At 68.6% G+C, this 18,301-nt stretch carries 18 protein-coding genes; 7 read left to right on the forward strand and 11 right to left on the reverse strand.

What is annotated here, in order from left to right:
* The first annotated feature begins 74 nt into the window (after positions 1-74).
* Entirely contained in the window at positions 75-980 is a 906-nt protein-coding gene (locus ACXN5S_RS02065; protein WP_458603722.1) for a LysR family transcriptional regulator, read from the forward strand.
* 58 nt (positions 981-1,038) lie between these two features.
* Here the strand turns inward: ACXN5S_RS02065 and ACXN5S_RS02070 are convergent, their stop codons facing one another.
* Genes ACXN5S_RS02070 through ACXN5S_RS02080 form a run of 3 tightly spaced genes read right to left on the reverse strand, consistent with a single transcriptional unit; the run spans position 1,039 to position 3,015 of the window.
* Complete coding sequence (locus ACXN5S_RS02070) at positions 1,039-1,629, reverse strand: GNAT family N-acetyltransferase (protein ID WP_458603723.1); 591 nt, start codon at positions 1,627-1,629, stop codon at positions 1,039-1,041.
* A gap of 10 nt (positions 1,630-1,639) precedes the next feature.
* A complete protein-coding gene (mobA, locus tag ACXN5S_RS02075; RefSeq protein ID WP_458603724.1) occupies positions 1,640-2,272 on the reverse strand; it encodes a molybdenum cofactor guanylyltransferase MobA in 633 nt (210 codons plus the stop codon).
* Between the two features lie 53 nt (positions 2,273-2,325).
* On the reverse strand, positions 2,326-3,015 hold the full coding sequence (locus tag ACXN5S_RS02080; RefSeq protein WP_458603725.1) for a helix-turn-helix transcriptional regulator: 690 nt from the start codon (positions 3,013-3,015) through the stop codon (positions 2,326-2,328).
* A 74-nt stretch (positions 3,016-3,089) separates the two neighbouring features.
* Here ACXN5S_RS02080 and ACXN5S_RS02085 point away from each other — a divergent pair, with 74 nt between their 5' ends.
* Positions 3,090-3,695 carry a glutathione S-transferase family protein gene (locus ACXN5S_RS02085; RefSeq protein WP_458603726.1) on the forward strand — a complete coding sequence of 202 codons (606 nt, stop codon included), beginning with the start codon at positions 3,090-3,092 and terminating at the stop codon, positions 3,693-3,695.
* On the opposite strand, the gene ACXN5S_RS02090 is transcribed toward ACXN5S_RS02085, so the two are convergent.
* Genes ACXN5S_RS02090 through ACXN5S_RS02100 form a run of 3 tightly spaced genes read right to left on the reverse strand, consistent with a single transcriptional unit; the run spans position 3,692 to position 5,817 of the window.
* Positions 3,692-4,105, reverse strand: a complete 414-nt coding sequence (locus ACXN5S_RS02090) for a thioredoxin family protein (RefSeq protein ID WP_458603727.1) — start codon at positions 4,103-4,105, stop codon at positions 3,692-3,694. The two genes, ACXN5S_RS02085 and ACXN5S_RS02090, sit on opposite strands and share 4 nt — an antisense overlap.
* Before the next feature lie 12 nt (positions 4,106-4,117).
* Positions 4,118-4,840, reverse strand: a complete 723-nt coding sequence (locus tag ACXN5S_RS02095; protein WP_458603728.1) for a cytochrome c biogenesis CcdA family protein — start codon at positions 4,838-4,840, stop codon at positions 4,118-4,120.
* A gap of 47 nt (positions 4,841-4,887) precedes the next feature.
* Positions 4,888-5,817: a DMT family transporter gene (locus ACXN5S_RS02100; protein ID WP_458603729.1), complete on the reverse strand. Its 930-nt coding sequence runs from the start codon at positions 5,815-5,817 to the stop codon at positions 4,888-4,890.
* 174 nt (positions 5,818-5,991) lie between these two features.
* On the opposite strand from ACXN5S_RS02100, the gene ACXN5S_RS02105 reads away from it, so the two are divergent.
* Positions 5,992-6,981, forward strand: a complete 990-nt coding sequence (locus ACXN5S_RS02105) for an endonuclease/exonuclease/phosphatase family protein (protein WP_458603730.1) — start codon at positions 5,992-5,994, stop codon at positions 6,979-6,981.
* A 3-nt stretch (positions 6,982-6,984) separates the two neighbouring features.
* Here ACXN5S_RS02105 and ACXN5S_RS02110 read toward each other — a convergent pair whose 3' ends face one another.
* The 5 genes from ACXN5S_RS02110 to ACXN5S_RS02130 all read right to left on the reverse strand — a co-directional run bounded on the left by ACXN5S_RS02110 (position 6,985) and on the right by ACXN5S_RS02130 (position 11,980).
* Positions 6,985-7,521, reverse strand: a complete 537-nt coding sequence (locus ACXN5S_RS02110; protein WP_458603731.1) for a dihydrofolate reductase family protein — start codon at positions 7,519-7,521, stop codon at positions 6,985-6,987.
* 76 nt (positions 7,522-7,597) lie between these two features.
* Positions 7,598-7,888 carry an HU family DNA-binding protein gene (locus ACXN5S_RS02115; RefSeq protein ID WP_458603732.1) on the reverse strand — a complete coding sequence of 97 codons (291 nt, stop codon included), beginning with the start codon at positions 7,886-7,888 and terminating at the stop codon, positions 7,598-7,600.
* A gap of 170 nt (positions 7,889-8,058) precedes the next feature.
* The gene (locus ACXN5S_RS02120; protein ID WP_458603733.1) at positions 8,059-9,540 is read right to left on the reverse strand and encodes an AMP nucleosidase; all 1,482 of its coding nucleotides are present in this window, start codon (positions 9,538-9,540) and stop codon (positions 8,059-8,061) included.
* The gene (gene ade, locus ACXN5S_RS02125) at positions 9,537-11,336 is read right to left on the reverse strand and encodes an adenine deaminase (RefSeq protein ID WP_458603734.1); all 1,800 of its coding nucleotides are present in this window, start codon (positions 11,334-11,336) and stop codon (positions 9,537-9,539) included. Before ade ends, ACXN5S_RS02120 begins: the two co-directional genes overlap by 4 nt.
* Before the next feature lie 272 nt (positions 11,337-11,608).
* Complete coding sequence (locus tag ACXN5S_RS02130; protein ID WP_458603735.1) at positions 11,609-11,980, reverse strand: VOC family protein; 372 nt, start codon at positions 11,978-11,980, stop codon at positions 11,609-11,611.
* Positions 11,981-12,115: 135 nt separating this feature from the next.
* On the opposite strand from ACXN5S_RS02130, the gene ACXN5S_RS02135 reads away from it, so the two are divergent.
* From ACXN5S_RS02135 to ACXN5S_RS02150, 4 genes are read left to right on the forward strand one after another with little or no spacing between them, the layout of a single operon-like run.
* Positions 12,116-13,459: a M16 family metallopeptidase gene (locus tag ACXN5S_RS02135; protein WP_458603736.1), complete on the forward strand. Its 1,344-nt coding sequence runs from the start codon at positions 12,116-12,118 to the stop codon at positions 13,457-13,459.
* Complete coding sequence (locus ACXN5S_RS02140) at positions 13,456-14,817, forward strand: M16 family metallopeptidase (protein ID WP_458603737.1); 1,362 nt, start codon at positions 13,456-13,458, stop codon at positions 14,815-14,817. Before ACXN5S_RS02135 ends, ACXN5S_RS02140 begins: the two co-directional genes overlap by 4 nt.
* Before the next feature lie 50 nt (positions 14,818-14,867).
* Positions 14,868-16,727, forward strand: coding sequence for a DNA mismatch repair endonuclease MutL (gene mutL, locus ACXN5S_RS02145; protein ID WP_458603738.1), 1,860 nt, complete (start codon positions 14,868-14,870; stop codon positions 16,725-16,727).
* On the forward strand, positions 16,727-18,205 hold the full coding sequence (locus ACXN5S_RS02150) for a DNA recombination protein RmuC (protein WP_458603739.1): 1,479 nt from the start codon (positions 16,727-16,729) through the stop codon (positions 18,203-18,205). Before mutL ends, ACXN5S_RS02150 begins: the two co-directional genes overlap by 1 nt.
* Positions 18,206-18,301 lie beyond the last annotated feature (96 nt).

Here is an 18,301-nt window from a genome sequence, read left to right on the forward strand (position 1 = left end):
TATTGTCCGGCATCCGCCGCGTTTGTGCCGTGATTGCCCCTGATGACCGGTCAGACGAGAAGGGAAGGATCGTTATGGACCGGCTGACAGAGATGGAGGCCTTCGCCACCGTGGTGGATCAGGGTGGCTTCACGGATGCGGCGAAAAAGCTCGGCATCTCGAAGTCGGCTGTCTCCAAGCACGTCTCGGCCCTCGAGGCGCGCCTCGGCGCGCGGCTTCTCAACCGCACGACCCGCCGTGTCTCGCCCACCGAGATCGGCCTGGCCTATTACGACCGTGCCCGCCGCGTGCTCAACGATGCCGGCGAGGCCGATGCGCTCGTCTCGGCCATGCAATCGGCGCCCTCGGGCCTCCTGCGCATTTCCGTGGCCACCGATTTCGGCGTAAACCACCTCTCGCCCATCCTCGGCGAGTTCCTGGCTGAGTTCCCCGACATCACCGTCAACATGGTGCTCAACAACCGCTTCGTTGAGCTGATCTCGGAAGGCTTCGACCTCGCCATTCGCATCGGCGAGCTGGAGGATTCGACCCTCCGCGCCCGCAAGCTCACCGAGACGACGAAGCGCATGATCGCCAGCCCCAGCTACTTCCAGCAATACGGTCGACCGCAGCGCATCGACGATCTCAACGAGCACAAGCTCTTGCATTATTCCAACCAATCCAACGGTGCGGTGTGGAAGATCACCGCCCCCTCCGGCGAGAAGCGCCAGGTGCGCACCGCTGGCTGGCTGACGGTGAATGACGGCCAGTCGTTGCTGAACGCCTGCGTCAGCGGCCTCGGCATCGCCTATCTGCCGAGCTTCCTCTACGCCGAGGCGATGGAGCAGGGGCTGGTGGAAGAGGCGATCCCCGATCTGCCGGTCGAGGTGCAGGGCATCTATGCCGTCTACCCGCCGGGGCGCTTCACGCAGCCCAAGGTGCGGGCCTTCATCGACTTCCTCGTCAACGCCTTCGCCGAGAAGGGCCCCGACATCTGGTGACGGGGAGCGGAAACCATATGGATTCCGCCTTCGATTTCCATATGGAAATCGACGCCGCTCAGAGCGCCAGCACCATCACCAGAACTTCTCCATAGCCGAACAGCCGCCCACCGATGCCCGGGCGCTGCCGATGGATCACGCGAAAGCCGCAGCGCTCGTAGAGAGCCTGTGCACGCGTGTTGCTGGCGATGACATCCAGCCGCAGCTCGCGATAGCCGCGCCGCCCGGCCTCTGCCGCGAGCCCCTCGATCAGCATCGTACCCGCCCCGGCGCCGCGGGCGCGGGCATCCACGAAGATGCCGTCCACCAGGAAGCGCTCGTTGTCCTGATCGCGCTCCATCAGCGCCAGAAGCGCCAGCCGCCGCAGGCCGCCGAGCCAGCCATAGGCGCGGGCCATGTCGCGCAGCCCCCCCTCGGCCAGCGCGCCCTGCGGTGTCTTGAAGCCGGCGACGCCGATCACCCGGCCCGCCAGCGGCCCTGTCGCCGCCCGCACCACGAGCGCATGATCGGGGCGCAGCACCGCGCCGATGAAGGCGAGCGCCTGCGCTTCAGGGTTGAGCGCGCGGCCGAGCTTGTCGCCGAAGGCCTGCCAGTAGAGCCGGGCGACATCGGCGCGCTCGCCCTCGCGAAAGCCATATTCCAGCCTCACCGCCCGCCCCTCATGCCGCCAGCCGTGCCTCGGCCCCGGCCAGATCCTCGGGCGTGTTGATGTTGAAGAATGGGTCTGCCTCGCCGCCCGGCCAGACGGCCTCGCCGGGGCTCAGCGCGGCCGCAAACGCCATCACCCGCCGCTCGCCCCGCGCCAGCGCCGCCTCCAGCGCCGGACCGGCGCTGACCGGCCAGATCCCGCAGGCACCGTGCTGGCGCCCGCCCGAGCTGGCGATAGCGGCGCCCGTCGCCTCGGCGGCGAGGTAGAGCTGGGGGACGAAATCACCGGGCAGGAAGGGCAGGTCGACGGGGCAGGTGATCACATGGCTGCCCCCCCGCTCCTCCGCCCAGCGCATCCCCGCGAGGATGCCGGCAAGCGGGCCCTGACCGGGCGCACCTGCATCGGGCAGCACGGCGCCGCCGAAGCCGGCAAAGCGGTCGCCCCCGCCGCCTGCAGCGATGGCAAGCGAGGCGACCTGCGGGGCCAGCCGCGCCTCGACATGGCGCCAGAGCGGGCCGCCGGCCAGCGGCAGCAGCGCCTTGTCGGCGCCGCACATGCGGCGGCCTGCCCCGCCGGCGAGGATCAGCCCCAGCGGGATCATGCGGCGGCTCGTGTCGTGACAGCACTCATCGGCATGAGACATCGCATGCAGACCTGAAGCGGGCCAGAGATTCCTTGGCCCGCTACCGCGACGGTTCAGCTCGCCGGCGCGCCCAGCCGGGCGAGGTAGTCGTTCAGCAGCGGCACGCGGCGGGGGCGAAAGCTCTCGCCCGTGCGCGCGGCGGCCTGGATCTGGCTGAGATTGAACCGGCGGAAGTCGGTGCGCAGGCAGCACCAGGCGAGCAGCTGGTGCCGGTCCTCCGTGAACACGAGCCCGAGCGGATAGACATCGCGCGCGCTCGCCGCGCCAGAGCGGTCGACATAGTCGAGCCGCACGGCGGCCTCGTCCCAGGCGGCCTCGCGCAGCAGGCCCATCCAGGGCGGCGCCTCGGGCCGGGTGAAGTAGCGGTAGGCGTGGAGCACGTTGTGCATCGCCTGGCGTTGCACCCTCTCCGGCAGCGTGGCGACGATTTTGGCCATAGCGCGCTCTGCCGCCTCGGCCAGATCGGCATCGCCCCAGGCGCGGATCTCGGCGAGGCCCAGCCCGAGCGCCTCTACCTCCAGCCGGTCGAACATCTGCGGCGGCAGGGCCGGGTCTTCCGTCAGCGTATAGCCATAGCCCGCCGCGCCCTCGATGCGTGCCCCGGCGGCCCGCAAGGCGGCGATATCGCGGTAAATCGAGCGCTCGGACAGGCCCAGCTCCTCCGCCAGTCGCGCGGCGGTGATGGGCGGGCGCAGGCGGCGCATCAGATCGAGCAGGCGGAGCAGGCGGTCGGCGCGGGGCATCTCTCACTCCTGTCAGGTTCTGTCAGGGTGGCGGGAGCATAGTCGCCGCAGTTCATCCCGCAACGGAGATTGCCATGCTCACCCTCTACCATTCCCCCCAATCCCGCGCGACGCGCGTGGTGGCCCTCGTTCATGCCCTCGGCGCGGCCGACAAGATCGAGCTGAAACATGTCGAGATCCGCCGGCAGGACGGCTCGGGCCGGCATGACCCGGCCAATCCGCATCCCGACGGCAAGGTGCCGCTGCTCGTCGAGGATGGCATTGCCTGCTGGGAGAGTGGCGCCATCATGCTGCGGCTGACCGAGCTCTTCCCCGAGGCTGGCCTTGGCGTCGAGAGCGGGCCGCTTCGGGGCCGCTTTCTGAGCTGGATGCACTGGTACGGCTCGGTCTTCGAGCCGGTCTACCTGGCTCAGGTCGATGGTGTGAAGGGCGACGGCGCCGTGCATGCCGCCATCCGCGGTGTACCCGAGGCGGTCGAGCGGCTTCGCGCGGCACTGGCCAAGGGCCCCTGGCTGATGGGCGCGCAGATGACGGCCGCCGATTTCCTCGTCGCCTCGACCTATCACTGGTTCCCGCAGGCCACGCCCGACTTCGCGCAGGACTGGGTGGATCGAGTCGGCGCCCACCCCTCGTGGCGCTGGGCGATCGAGCGGGATGCTGCGATGATGGCCGCGGCCTAGGAGGCGCCCGCCGCCGCCAGGGCGGTGTCGAGCAGCGCCCTGATCTCGGATTCGGCCGTGCCGGCGACGATGCGGCCGAGTTCGTCATTCCCCTTCAGCACCACCAAAGTGGAGCGCCGCGGGATCGACAGGCCGCGGGCCAGATCGCTGCGACCGTAGGTGTCCCAATCGACCTGCACGAAGGTGATGGCCTGCTCATAGGCCGGGTTCTCGGCCGTCAGCTTGTCGAGCACCCGGTGCTGCGCGGCACAGGTGACGCACCAATCGGCGTAGAAATCCACGAATAGCGTCTCGCCGGCGGCCAGGCGCTCCTGCACCACGCCGGGTTCGTAGATGACCGGCTCGGCCCGGGCGGCGAGGGGGAGTAGCGTGGCGGCGGCAGAGAGGGCGAGGAAGGTGCGGCGGAGCATGGGGCGATCCTTTCAGAAGCGGACGGAGAGATCCTGCAGCCAGATTGGCATATGCGAGAGCAGCCAGCCCTCGGCATAGAGATGCAGGTTGAAGAACAGCGCGAGGCCGAGGGCGAGGAAGATCGCCCCCATGATCGGCCGGGCGCGGGTGGCGATGGCCTGCAGCCGCGCCTTGCGGGCCCGGATGGCGCTTTGGGCGCCATAGGCCAGCAGCACGATGATGGTGGAGACGCCGAGCGCGAAGAAGGCCATCGTCACGCCCGCCTGCCAGAGGCTGCCGCCGGTGGAGGCCAGAGCGATGGCGGCGCCGAGCGTCGGCCCGATGCAGGGCACCCAGACGGCGCCGAGCAGCGCGCCGCCGAGGGCCTGGCCGAGCGGCCCGGCAGGGCGAGCGTCATAGGCGGCGTCGGCGCGGGTGGCGAGCCCGGCGGTGGCGGTGGCAAACCCGGCGGAGAGGCGGGGGATCAGCAGCATCGCCCCGAAGGCCGCCATCACCAGCGCTGCGGCGCGGGCTACCAGCTCTGGCGTGATCCCCAGCGCCGGCCCGAAGCGCGATAGCACCAGCCCCAGCGCGACGAAGGAAACGGACATGCCCGCCGCCAGCCAGACGGGGCCCAGCCGCGTGGGCGCCTCCCCCTGCTGCGCCGCGCTGGCCAGCACGATGGGCAGCACCGGCAGGATGCAGGGATTGATCAGCGTCAGCAGGCCGGCGAGATAGGCGAGGATCGGGTCCATACGCTCAGTTGACGCAAGGGGAGGGCCGCTGTCAGCCCCGCCCGGCCCTACGCCCGGTCACGTGTGCGTGCCACGGGCGCGCCGGTGGCGGCCTCTGCCGCCGCAATCGCCGGGGGCGCCTTGGCGAGCTGCACGGCGAGGATGCCGGCGGCGATGATGGCGACGCCGAGCGCGTCGAGCCAGGTTAGCCGCTCGCCCAGCAGCACGGCGGCGACGGCGACGCCGATGAACGGGTTGAGGAAGTGGAAGGCCGCGGCCTTCACCGTGCCGATGCGCCGCACCAGCAGGAACCAGATCCACGTTGCCACGAGGCCGGGGAACACGGTGGTGTAGGCAAAGCTCAGCACCAGCGGCCAGCTCCACGCCACGCTCGCGCCCCGCTCCAGTGCCAGGGCCGGCAGGGCGACGGTGGCGGCCCCCACCAGCATCTGCAGGCCGACGACCATCAGCAGGTTGCCCCGGCCAGATGCGCTCTTCACCGAGAGCGTGGCGATGGCCAGCGCCAGCGCCCCGATGACGCAAAGCAGGATGCCCCAGCCTACGGCGCCGCCCGTCACCCGTGTCGCCATGATCACGGCCACACCGGCCATGCCGGCGATGAGCCCCGCCAGCGCCATCGGGGCCGGCCGGTCGCGCAGCACCACCCAGCCGAGCAGGGCAACGATGAGCGGCATCGACGAGGCGATGATGGCGGCGACGGAGGCCTCGACCCATTGCATGGCGACGAAGTTGAGCCCGAGATAGAGCCCGTTCTGGCAGACGCCGAACACGAGGATGCCCCGCCAGGCCGGCCAGCCGCGCGGCATCTGCTGCTTCAGCGCCTTCGCGATGGCGAGGGCGAGCAGCCCCGCGATGATGTAGCGGAAGGTCAGCGCCGTCAGCGGCGGCGCGGCCATCACGATGATCCGCGCCGAGGTGAAGGCCGAAGACCAGAGGAAGGCGAAGGCCAGCCCCATGCCGAGCGCGCGAATATCCATGGGGCCTCCTTTCGTCGGGCGGACAACACCTGCTCAGGCCGTGAATGTCCATGCCTCCTTCGGCGGCAGTTTGCGGCCGGACCCCCGGGAAATTGCCGCAGAGACCGGGGCGGCAGTTTCGCTGCGCCCGCATCCGCGCTACCGGGGCGCGGGAACCGGGCAAAGGGGCAAAAGGTGGCGCAACCTTCCACGCGGCAGCGGCGGCGCGCTCGCCCATGGGTCGCCGTGCCCCTGATCTTCGTGGCGGCGCTGGCGGTGCTGATCGGCCTCTTCGCCCAGCTCGTGCCCGATGCCACGCCCCTGATTGGCCGCCTCTCCCGCATCGTCGACAGCCTGCGCCTGCATCTGCTGCTGCTGACCCTGATCCTCGCCGCCTTCGCCTGGCTGCTGCGCTGGCGCCGGGCCGGCGGGGCGGTCGCGGTGGCGGCGCTTGTCGGGCTGGCGATCCTCGGCGGCGATTATGCCCGCCGGGTGGCGCCGGTGGGCGCGCAGACCGATCTGACGGTGCTTTGGTTCAACGTGCTGGGGGGCAACCACATCGCCCCCGAGACCCTTGCCGCAGCCGTCATGGAAAGCGGGGCCGATATCGTGGCCTTCGCAGAGGCTGCGCCGGCGCGCGATCTGCCGGAGATCCTGTCCGAGACCTATCCCTACAGCCTCGGCTGCACGCCAGACATGCGGGGCGCCTGCGGCCTGCTCATCCTGTCTCGGCTGCCGTTGGAGGATGCCGACCTCGCCGACATCTCTCCCTACAGCCGCAAGCGCCGGGCGGCGTTCACGGTGACGCTGCCGGACCGTAGCCAGATCGCCGTGATGCCCGTGCACATGATCAAGCCCTGGTTCTTCCGCTACACCGCAGACGAGGAGGCTGCAGTGAGCGACCTTCTGTCTGACTGGCCGGGGGACCTTCCCCTCGTCGTTATGGGTGACTTCAACGCAGCCCCGTGGAGCCGGCGGATGCTGGGCTTCGAGCGGCGCAACGGCCTGTTGCACGCCCGCCTGCCCGTTGCCAGCTGGCCTGTGCCCGCCGGCCGGGCGGGCATCCCCATCGACCATATCATGGTCAGCGAGGGGCTGGCCTTCACCTCGCTGGAGGAATGGGGCGCCGGCCTCGGCTCGAACCACATCGGGCTGCTGGCGCAGATCGACGTTCTGGGGGAGTGAGCCTCACGCCACCCGGTAGCGCGACTGCACGATGCCCGAGGGGAAGGTCTCTGTGCCCAGATGCGTCATCGCGACGTCGTCGACGAGCGCACCAAACAGGGGCCGTCCGCCGCCGAGCAGGAGGGGCAGGCGGCTGATCGTCAGCTCTTTGATGAACCCGGCGCGCATGAAGCTCTGGATGAGTTGCCCGCCATCGACATAGGCGCGCGCCCAGCCCTCTTCGGTCAGCCGCTCCATCGCCTCGTCGGGCGCCGAGGACCACAGGCGCACCTTGTCCTTAAGCTCCGGCGGAATCTCGTCGTCGGACATGGAGCGCGAGAGCACCACGACCGGCTTGCTGTATGGCCAGGGGATGCCGAAGCCGAGGACGGTCTTGAAGGTGAGCCGGCCCATCACCAGCCCGTCCATACGGGCCATGAAGGCGTCGTAGCCGTGGTCTTCGCCAGCTGCATCCGGCCGGTCGAGCCAGTCTATGCCGCCATCCACACGGGCAATGTAGCCGTCTAAGCTGGTGGCGATGAAAACATGGCCTTCCGTCATGGCGGCGCTCCTTCCTGGGCAAAACACAAAAAGGGGCCGCCCGGAGGCAGCCCCTTTTGGTCACGGGTCAGTCGCCTCAGGCGTTGACGCTGTCTTTCAGAGCCTTGGCGATGGTGACTTTCACCGCCTTGTCGGCCTCTTTCTTCATCTGCTCGCCGGTCGCCGGGTTGCGAACCATGCGCTCAGGGCGCTCGCGGCAGTAGATCTTGCCGATGCCGGGGATCGTGACGGCGCCACCGGCCGAAACTTCCTTGGTGATGATGTCGGCCAGAGCGTCGAGCGCGGTGCCGGCGGACTTCTTGTCGAGTTCGGTCGCCTCGGACAGAGCGGTCACGAGTTGCGCCTTGGTCATGGGTTTTGCTGCCATTGGTAGGTCTCCTTCCATCGGGCCCGAGGACTTGTGGATAACTGCCACAAGTCGCTGGTCATGCGGCTATCCACACAATGATTTGTGTGACGTTGCAAGCCCTTTCCACCCTTATATGCCTTCTTTTATTGGTTTTCCGAGGCCCTGTGCGGCCTTTGGCACAAACCCGCCTACAGGAACGCAGTCTCTTCGAAGCTGCGCAGCTTGCGCGAATGCAGCCGTTCGAGCGGCATGTCGCGCAGCTTCTCCATCGCGCGGATGCCGATCATCAGGTGGCGGGCGACCTGCGTCTTGTAAAAGTCGCTCGCCATGCCGGGCAGCTTCAGCTCGCCATGCAGCGGCTTGTCAGAGACGCAGAGCAGCGTGCCGTAGGGAACGCGAAAGCGGAAGCCGTTGGCCGCGATAGTGGCGCTTTCCATATCCAGCGCGACGGCACGGCTCTGGCTGAGGCGCCGCACCGGGCCTTCATGCTCGCGCAGCTCCCAGTTGCGGTTGTCTAGGCTGGCGACGGTGCCGGTGCGCATGATGCGCTTCAGCTCGTAGCCTTCGAGCTCGGTCACCTCTTCCACCGCGGTCTCCAGTGCGGTCTGGATTTCCGCCAGCGGCGGGATGGGCACCCAGACGGGGAGGTCGTCATCCAGCACCTTGTCTTCGCGCAGATAGGCATGGGCGAGCACGAAATCGCCCAGGCGCTGCGAATTGCGCAGGCCGGCGCAATGGCCGACCATCAGCCAGGCGTGGGGCCGGAGCACGGCGATATGGTCCGTCGCCGTCTTGGCGTTGGAGGGGCCGACGCCGATGTTGACCAGCGTGATGCCCTGCCCGTCGGCCCGGGTGAGGTGATAGCTCGGCATCTGCGGCAGCTTTGCCGGCATCCGCATCGGCGCCTCGGCGTCGGTGATCTCCTGATAGCCGGGGCCGACGAAGCTCTCGTAGCCGCTGTCGGGGTCGGCCAGGGCGGCGCGGGCGAAGGCTTCGAACTCTTCCACGTAGAATTGGTAGTTCGTGAAGAGCACGTGGTTCTGGAAATGCTCAGGGCTGGTCGCGGTGTAATGCGACAGGCGGGCGAGGGAGTAATCGATGCGCTGGGCCGTGAAAGGCGCGAGCGGATGCGCGCCGTCGGGGTACAGAAAGCCCTCGCCGTTGACGATGTCGTCGTGGGTCGTCGTCAGGTCCGGCACATCGAAGAAATCGCGCAGCGTGAACTGGGCGGCGCCCTCCTGCGGCACGGTGACGGCGCTATCCATGGCGAAATGCACGGGGATCGGCGTTTCGGACGGCCCGATGGAGACGGGCAATCCGTGGTTCTGGATGAGCAGGCCGATCTGCTGGCGCAGGTAATTGGCGAAGAGCTCGGGCCGCGTCACCGTGGTGGCATAGGTGCCGGGCTGGGCGACATGGCCGAAGGAGAGGCGGCTGTCCGTCTGCTCGAAGCTGGCGCAGGTGAAGCGGATCTCCGGGTAGAAGGCGCGGGCGCGGGCCTGCGGCCGGCCAGAGGTAAGCGCGTCCTTGAAGCGGTCCTGCAGGAAGCCCGTGGCCTCCTCGTAGAGCGCGATCAGCCGCGCGACGGCAGCGCCGGCATCATCGAACGATTCATGCGAAGCCGGCGGCGGGGTGAGAATGGGCAGTGTGCTGCCGGTGTGGGTATTCATGTCTGGTCCTCGAAAAGCGGAACGAGCTCGAATGTGCGAACATCGACGAGCCCGAGATCTGAAATGCGCAGCTCGGGGATGACCACGAGCGCGAGCAGCGAATGCTGCATGTAGGCGTTGTTGAGCGTGCAGCCGGCCTCGGCCATCGCCCGGCCGAGCGCCTGCGCCTGTTCGGCGACCTCGGCGGCGGGGCTGTCGGACATGAGGCCCGCGATGGGGAGCGGCACGGTGGCTTGCTCGGCCCCGTCGCGCCAAAGCGTGACGCCGCCGCCGATCTCACCCAGATGGTTCGCGGCCGCGGCCATGATGGCGCGGTCGGTGCCCACCACGATCATATGGTGGCTGTCATGCGCAACGGTAGAGGCCATGGCCATGGGGCCCTTGTAGCCGAAGCCGGAGACGAAGGCGTTGGTGACGCCGCCGGTGCCCCGGTGCCTCTCGACAAGGGCGATCTGCGCCACCTCGCCCTCGGCCTCGACCAGCCCGTCGACAACGGGGAGGTCGGCGGTGAGCGCCTTCGTCGGCGCCTGGTTTTCGACTACGCCGATCACCTTGGCGCGCACGGCGTTGCGGCCTTCGGGGGCGGCAATCTCGAAGTTGGTCTCGGTGAGCGGGGCGCCGAGCTTGACGGTGGCGCGGGCACTTTCCGGCCAGTCCAGATGCGGGCACTCGGCGAGCAGCGTGCCGCCCTCGGCGACCTTGACGCCCCGCGCCCAGATCGCCTCGATCGGCAGCTCCTCCAGCGAGGAGGTCAGGATCATGTCCGCCCGCCGCCCCGGCGCAATGGAGCCGAGCTCCCGCTCCAGCCCGAAATGGGTGGCGGTGTTCACCGTGGCCATCTGCAGCGCGATTAGCGGGTCGCAGCCGCAGGCGATGGCGTGGCGCACGACACGGTCCATGTGGCCTTCGTTCACCAGCGTGCCGGAATGGCTGTCATCGGTGCAGAGGATGAAGTTGCGGGGGTCGAGCCCCTTCTCGGTGATCGCGGTGATCTGGCTTTCGACGTCGTACCACGCCGAGCCGAGCCGCAGCATCGAGCGCATCCCCTGCCGGGCGCGGGCGACGGCATCGCTCTCCGCCGTGCCCTCGTGATCGTCCGCCGCGCCGCCGGCGGCATAGGCGTGGAAGGGGATGCCCCGGTCGGGGGAGGCATAGTGCCCGCCGACGACCTTGCCGGCGCGCATGGTTGCGGCCATCTCCTCCAGCATCTGGGGGTCGCCGTTCACCACGCCGGGGAAGTTCATCATCTCCCCCAGCCCGACGATGCCGGGCCAGGCCATCGCCTCGGCGACATCCTCGGCGGTGATCTCGTAGCCGGTGGTTTCGAGGCCGGGGGCGGAGGGCGCGCAGGAGGGCATCTGCGTGAAGATGTTGAGAGGCTGCATCAGCGCCTCGTCATGCATCAGCCGCACGCCGGCGAGGCCGAGGACGTTGGCGATCTCATGCGGGTCGGTGAACATCGTCGTCGTGCCATGTGGCGCGACGGCGGCGGCGAATTCGGCGGGGATGAGCATCCCGCTCTCGATATGCATGTGCCCGTCGATGAGCCCCGGGATCAGGTAGCGCCCGCCGCCCTCGACAACCTCCGTCCCCTCGCCGATGCAATGGCTGGCGTCCGGGCCGACATAGGCGAAGCGTCCCTCGGCCACTGCGACCTGCCAGCCGGGCAGCACCTCGCGGGACTGGACGTTGACGAGGGTGATGTCGCGGATAACCAGATCGGCGGGCGCACGGCCCGAGGCGACCTCGACAAGGCGGGGGGCGGCGTCGGCCCAGGATTTGACGGTATGCTCCATTTCCAAATCTGACACCATCAGGGCGACAGGGGCAAGACACCCGAGGTGTGTCTACGTGGCGTTTCCGGGACGGCGCGGTGTGGTGGGCTGAAAACCCACCTTCGAAACGCCCCCCCGCTCCTTCCCCCGCCCGGCTCAGGTTGGCGCGAGTCCAACCGCCCCAAGCCCCCCGCCCCTCCCTTCGACTTACAAATATCCTCGGGGGGAGCCGCCCACGGGCGGCGGGGGGCAGACAGCCCCCCCGGCTCCGCTCGCCAAGCCGCGCGCCGCTTCTAACTCCGGTGCTGGTCGATCAGGATGGAATTGCCGTCGGGATCCACCAGCGCCACATGGCCCGGCCCGGTCCCCTCGGGGTCGGTCTGCGTCGTCAGCTCCAGCCCCGCGTCCTTCAGCCTCGCCTGGATGTCGCGGATATCGGTGAAGGGGTCGACCTCTTCGCCATCAGCCGTCCACCCTGGGTTGAAGGTCAGGATGTTGCCCTCGAACATTCCCTGGAACAGCCCGATCGTTGCCGCCCCGCTCCGCAGGATGAGGAAATGCTCCCCATCGCCATGCGCGGCGCGAAAGCCGAGCGCCTCGTAGAAGGCCCGGCTCTTCGCCAGGTCTTTCACTGCGAGGCTCACCGAAAATGCACCCAGCTCCATCTCGCTCTCCCTGATTGACCCAGCGGCAAGCATCGCACGCACCTATGCTCGCGGTCCATCACGGATTGGTTGCCCCCGCTTGCGACGCGGCCTTGCCGCTGTAGTCTCGCGCCATCGCTTCCAAAGGAGGATCGGATGCGGCCCAAGGTCATCGCCATGCTCACCTGTCTTGCCCTGCCCTCGATGGCGCTGGCGCAGACCGACGACGTGACAACCTACACGCTCGACAATGGCATGGATGTCGTGGTGATCGAGGATCACCGTGCCCCCGTCGTGGTGCATATGGTCTGGTATCGCGCCGGCTCGGCGGACGAGCCGATCGGTTATTCCGGCGTCGCGCATTTCCTTGAGCATCTGATGTTCAAGGCGACCGACACGATGGAATCCGGCGAGTTCTCCTCCGTCGTCGCCGCCAATGGCGGGTCAGACAACGCCTTCACCTCCTACGACTACACCGCCTATTTCCAGCGCGTCGCGGCCGACCGTCTGCCCCTGATGATGCAGATGGAAAGCGACCGCATGAACAACCTCCGCCTGACAGAGGACGAGATTGAGACCGAGCGGAACGTCATCCTCGAAGAGCGAAGCACGCGGGTCGACAACAATGCCAGTGCGCTGGCACGCGAGCAGATCATGGCCAGCCAGTATCTCAACCACCGCTACGGCGTGCCGGTCATCGGCTGGCGGCACGAGATGGAAGAGCTCACCCGGCAGGACGCGCTCGACTGGTACAACCTCTATTACTCGCCCAACAACGCCATCCTCGTGGTGGCGGGCGATGTGGTGCCCGAGGATGTGCTGGCCCTTGCCGAGCAATATTACGGCCCCATCCCTGCCGAGCCCGACCTGCCCGAGCGCCTGCGCACCGAAGAGCCGCCGCAACTGGCCGAGCGGCGCCTGATCTACGCCGACCCGCGCGTGGGGCAGGATTACCTCAACCGCAGCTACATCGCGCCCGAGCGCGATGCCGGCGCGCAAGAAGAGGCAGCGGCGCTCGTCTATCTCGCCGAGATCCTCGGCGGGTCGAGTTTCACCTCCGTCCTCGCCCGGGCGCTGACCTTCGACGACAACATCGCCCTCTATTCCGGCGCGGGCTACGGCGCGATGTCGCTGGACGACACCACCTTCTCGCTCACCGTCGCGCCCGCCGAGGGTGTGACGCTCTCTGAGGCCGAGGCGGCGATGGACGAAGTGCTCGCAGATTTCCTGGAAGAGGGCGTCGACCCCGAGCAGTTCGCCCGCATCAAGACAGAGCTGCAGGCCGGCGAGATCTACGCTCGCGACGATGTGCAGGGCCTAGCCCGCACTTATGGCGCCGGGCTGACCTCTGGCCTGACCGTCGAAGATATCGAGGCCTGGCCCGATATCCTGCAGGCCGTCACGCCCGAGGATGTGATGGCCGCCGCCGAGCGGCTGTTCGATATCCGCAAATCCGTCACCGCCTATGTCGTCGCCGATCGCCAGGAGGCGCTGCAATGATCCGTTCCCTGTTCACCGCTGCCATCCTTGCCCTCTCGGCCCCCGCCGCCTGGGCCGAGGTGGATATCCAGACGCTCACCACACCCGGCGGTATCGACTTGTGGCTGGTCGAAGAGCACGCGCTGCCCTTCGTCGCGCTGGAAATTCGCGCCCGTGGCGGCGCCTCGCTCGATCCCGAGGGCAAGCGCGGGGCGGCCAATCTGATGACCGGCCTCATCGAGGAAGGCTCAGGCGACATGGACGCCGCAGCCTTTCAGGAAGCGCGCGAAGGGCTGGCGGCGGATTTCCGGTTCAGCGTCTACGACGATTCGCTCTCGATCTCGGCCAAGATGCTCACAGAGAACCGCGATGAGGCGGTCGCCCTGCTGCATCAGGCGCTGACAGAGCCGCGCTTCGATGAGGATGCCATCGAGCGGGTGCGGGCCCAGGTGCTCGCCGGTATCGATTCCGGCTTGCGCCGCCCCGGCACGCTCGCCTCGCAGCGCTTCTTCGCCAATGCCTTCCCCGATGCCGCCTATGGCAGCGATTCCGACGGGACGGTCGAGAGCGTTTCGGCCCTCACCCGCGACGATCTGGTGCAGAGCTTCAACGATCTGCTGGTGACCGACCGCATCTATGTGGGCGCCGTCGGCGACATCACCGCCGAAGAGGCCACCGCGCTGGTCGACAGCCTGCTCGAGGGCGTGCCGGCAAGCGGCCCCGAGCTGGCGGATCACGTGGAGTTTGCCGCGCCCGGCGGGGTCGATCTCGTCGATTTCGCCACGCCGCAGAGCATCGCCATCTTCGGGCATCAGGGCATCAACTGGGACGACCCCGATTACTTCGCTGCCGCCGTGCTCAACCAGATTATCGGCGGCGACGGCTTCGACACCCGCCTGATGCAGGAGCTGCGCGAGAAGCGCGGGCTGACCTATGGCGTCGGCACGAGCCTCTATGTCTTCGACAATGCCGAGGCCATCGTGGGCTTCTTCTCGTCCGACAACGCCACGATGGGCGAGGCCGTGCAGGTGGTGAAGGATGTCTGGGCCGATGTGGCCGAGAACGGTGTGACGGCCGAAGAGCTGGAAGCCGCGAAGACCTACATGACCGGCGAGTACCCCCTGCGCTTCGACGGCAATGACGAGATCGCGCGCATCATGGTGGGCATGCAGATGATCGACCTGCCGCCCGATTACGTGGTGAACCGCAATACCTACATCGACGCCGTGACGCTGGAAGACATCAACCGCGTCGCCGCCCGGCTGCTGCAGCCTGACGACCTCTACTTCGTCGTCGCCGGCCAGCCGGAAGGGCTTGAGGATACTGTCACCGGCCCGGCGGAAACCGATGAGGAAGAAGAGCCGGCCGAGGTGGAATAGCCCCAGAATCGGGGTGCAGAACGGGCCCCGGCCATGCTAGATATGGAGGCATGGCCGAGCCCTCACGCAAGATAGACGAAAATCGCCCGCGAATCCGCCAGCTTGGCGAGACGGCGATCAACCGCATCGCCGCGGGCGAGGTGGTCGAACGCCCGGCCTCCGCCGTCAAGGAGCTGGTGGAGAACGCCCTCGATGCCGGCGCCACCCGCATCGAGGTGACCATCGCGGGCGGCGGTGCGGGGCTGATCCGGGTGACCGACGATGGCTCGGGCATCGCGGCGGAGGATCTGCCGCTGGCGCTGGCCCGGCATGCGACGTCGAAGATCGACGGCAGCAACCTCACCGACATCCACTCCTTCGGCTTCCGCGGCGAGGCGCTGGCCTCGCTTGCCGCCGTCGGCCGGCTGACCATCACCACCCGCAGCGAAGGCGAAGAGGCGGTGTGCATCGCCGCCGAGGGCGGGCGCGTCGGCCCGGTGAAGCCGGCGGCCCTGCGGCGTGGCACCATCGTTGAGCTACGCGACCTGTTCTACGCCACGCCGGCGCGGCTGAAGTTCCTGCGTTCCGAGCGGGCCGAGAGCCAGGCCGTCGGCGATGTGATCCGCCGGCTGGCCATGGCCGAGCCGAACGTCGGCTTTCGCCTCTGCGATGCCAGCGGTGGCGACGAGCGCGTCATCTTCCGCGTCGAGCCGGAGCAGGGCGATCTCTTCGATGCGATGCATGCCCGGCTCGCCGTCGTGATGGGCCGCGAGTTCGCCGAGAACGCGGTGCCGATCGAGGCCGAGCGCGACGGGCTGCGGCTGACTGGCCTCGCCGGCCTGCCCACCTATTCGCGCGGCTCGGCGGCGCAACAGCACCTCTTCGTCAACCACCGCCCGGTGCGTGACAAGCTGCTGCTTGGCGCCCTGCGCGGCGGATATGCCGACATGCTCGCCTCTGGCCGCTACCCCGCCGCGGCGCTCTATCTCGATTGCCCCGGCGAGCTGGTGGATGTGAACGTGCACCCCGCCAAGGCCGAGGTGCGCTTCCGCGAGCCGGGCGTGGCGCGCGGGCTGGTCGTCTCGGCCCTGCGCCATGCGATGGCCGGCGCCGGCCATCGCAGCGCCAGCACGCTGACGCGCGAGGCGCTGGGCGCGGCGCGGCCCGAGCCGCAGCACAGTGAGACCGGCGCGCGCATCTACCAGATGGACAGGCCTTCGCCCCGCCCGATGGCGCCCGCGCCCTCCTCCTACTCCGCCCCCGGCTTCTCCGATTTCGCCGAGCCCTCGGCGCGCTACGAGCCGCCAGCCGAGGCGGGCTCGCAAGAGGCCGACGAGGCGCCGCAGGACAGCCCGCTCGGCGCCGCCCGCGCCCAGGTGCACGAGAATTACATTATCGCCCAAACCTCGCGCGGCATGGTCATCGTCGATCAGCACGCCGCCCATGAGCGGCTGGTCTACGAGCGACTCAAGCGCCAGCGCGAGACGCATGGCATCGCCGCCCAGGCCCTGCTGATCCCCGATATCGTCGAGCTTGGCGCCGCCGCCGATGCCCTTCTGGCCGAGGCAGAGACCCTCGCCACCATCGGCCTGGTCATCGAGCCCTTCGGCCCCGGCACCATCGCCGTGCGCGAGGTGCCGGCCTTGCTCGGCGAGGTCGACTGTAAGGCTCTGCTCTCCGACCTTGCCGATCTGGTGGAGGAGGATGCGCCAGGCGCCGGCAATGCCCTCACCGCCCGCATCGACGCGGTGCTCAGCCGCGTCGCCTGCCACGGCTCCGTGCGCTCGGGCCGGCGGATGCGGGGCGAGGAGATGAATGCTCTCCTGCGCGAGATGGAGGCAACGCCCTTCTCCGGCACCTGCAACCATGGCCGCCCCACCTGGGTGGAGCTGAGCCTTAACGATATCGAAAAACTCTTCGGGCGCCGCTGATGGAGCTGTATCTGCAAACGCTGCGCGACTGGGCCGCCACCCATGGCGAGCTGCTCGGCCTCGCCGCCCTCGCGCTTCTGGCCCTGCTGCTGCTCACCCTCATCCTCGGCGCCCGAGGCACCTCTCGCCAGGCCGCGCTCCACCAGGCCGAGGCCGCCGAGCTGAAGCAGGAGGCCCGCGATCTCGCCGGGGTCATCGGCGAGCTGGAGGTCGCCAAGGCGGGGCTGGAAGCTCGCGCCGAGCGCCTGCCCGAGCTGGTTGAAGAGCTGCGCCGCGCAGGCGACTCGCTCGAAGGCGAGCGCCGCCAGCGCGCCCGGGTCGAGACAGAGCTGGAGACGCTGAAATCCAGCTTCGTCAGCCGCATGGAAGAGATCCGCGGCCTCAAGAAGGAGGTCGAGGATCGCTTCGCCTCTCTCGCCGGCGAGGTTCTCACCGCCAATTCCAAGCGCTTCCTCGATCTGGCGAGTGAGCGCTTCCAGCAGCACAAGGTCACCGCCGACGAAGACCTCACCAAGCGCCAGCGCGCCATCGAAGAGCTGGTCAAACCGCTCGGCGACAAGCTCGGCCAGTTCGACGTGAAGATCAGCGACATCGAGAAGGCCCGCAGCGAGGCCTACGGCGCCATCCGCGAGCAGGTCACCAAGCTGGCCGAGGGGCAGGCCAACCTCGGCCACGAGACGCACCGGCTGGTGCAGGCCCTGCGCGCGCCCAAAACGCGCGGTCGCTGGGGCGAGATGCAGCTGCGGCAGGTCTTCGAGATGGCCGGCATGAGCGAGCATGTTGACTTCCGCCTCGAACAGAGCATGGAGACAGATGACGGCCGCCAGCGCCCCGACGCCGTCGTCACCATCCCCGGCGGCAAGCACATCGTCATCGACGCCAAGACCCCGCTGGAAGGCTATCTCGACGCGCTGGAGGCCGGCACGCCCGAGCTGCAGACCGAGGGCATGGCCCGCCACGCCCGTCAGGTGCGCGCGCATGTGAAGGTGCTTGCCTCGCGCGACTACCAGTCCCGCCTCGCCTCGACGCCGGATTTCGTGGTGATGTTCATCCCCGGCGAGACCTTCGTCGCGGCGGCGGCCGAGGCCGACCCGGCGCTGATCGAATATGCCTTCCAGAATCGCGTGCTGATCGCGACGCCGACGACCTTGATGGCGCTGGTGAAGTCCATCGCCTACGGCTGGCAGCAGGAGAAGATGGCCGAGAATGCCGTCGAGGTGCAGAAGGTCGGGCAGGAGATCTACGAGCGGCTGGCGACCTTCGCCGAGCATCTCGACAAGCTCGGCCGCGCCCTGCGCAGCTCGGTCGACAGCTACAACAAGGCCGTCGGCTCGCTGGAAGGTCGCGTGCTGCCCTCTGCCCGCAAGTTCGAGAGCCTGGGCGTGGTGCCGCACGACAAGAGCCTCGATGCCGCCAAGGCGCTGGAGGTCGACCCCCGGGGCCTGACGGCGCCGGAGTTTCAGGGCTCCGACAGCTAGCGCCCTCCACCGCCGCCGCACCTCGCCACGCCCGGTGCGCGCCAGAGGCGCACTGGCTCCCCCGCGCCAAATCGCGCACCCCTCGCCGATTGCCAG

Source organism: Pseudoroseicyclus sp. H15, from assembly GCF_054353345.1.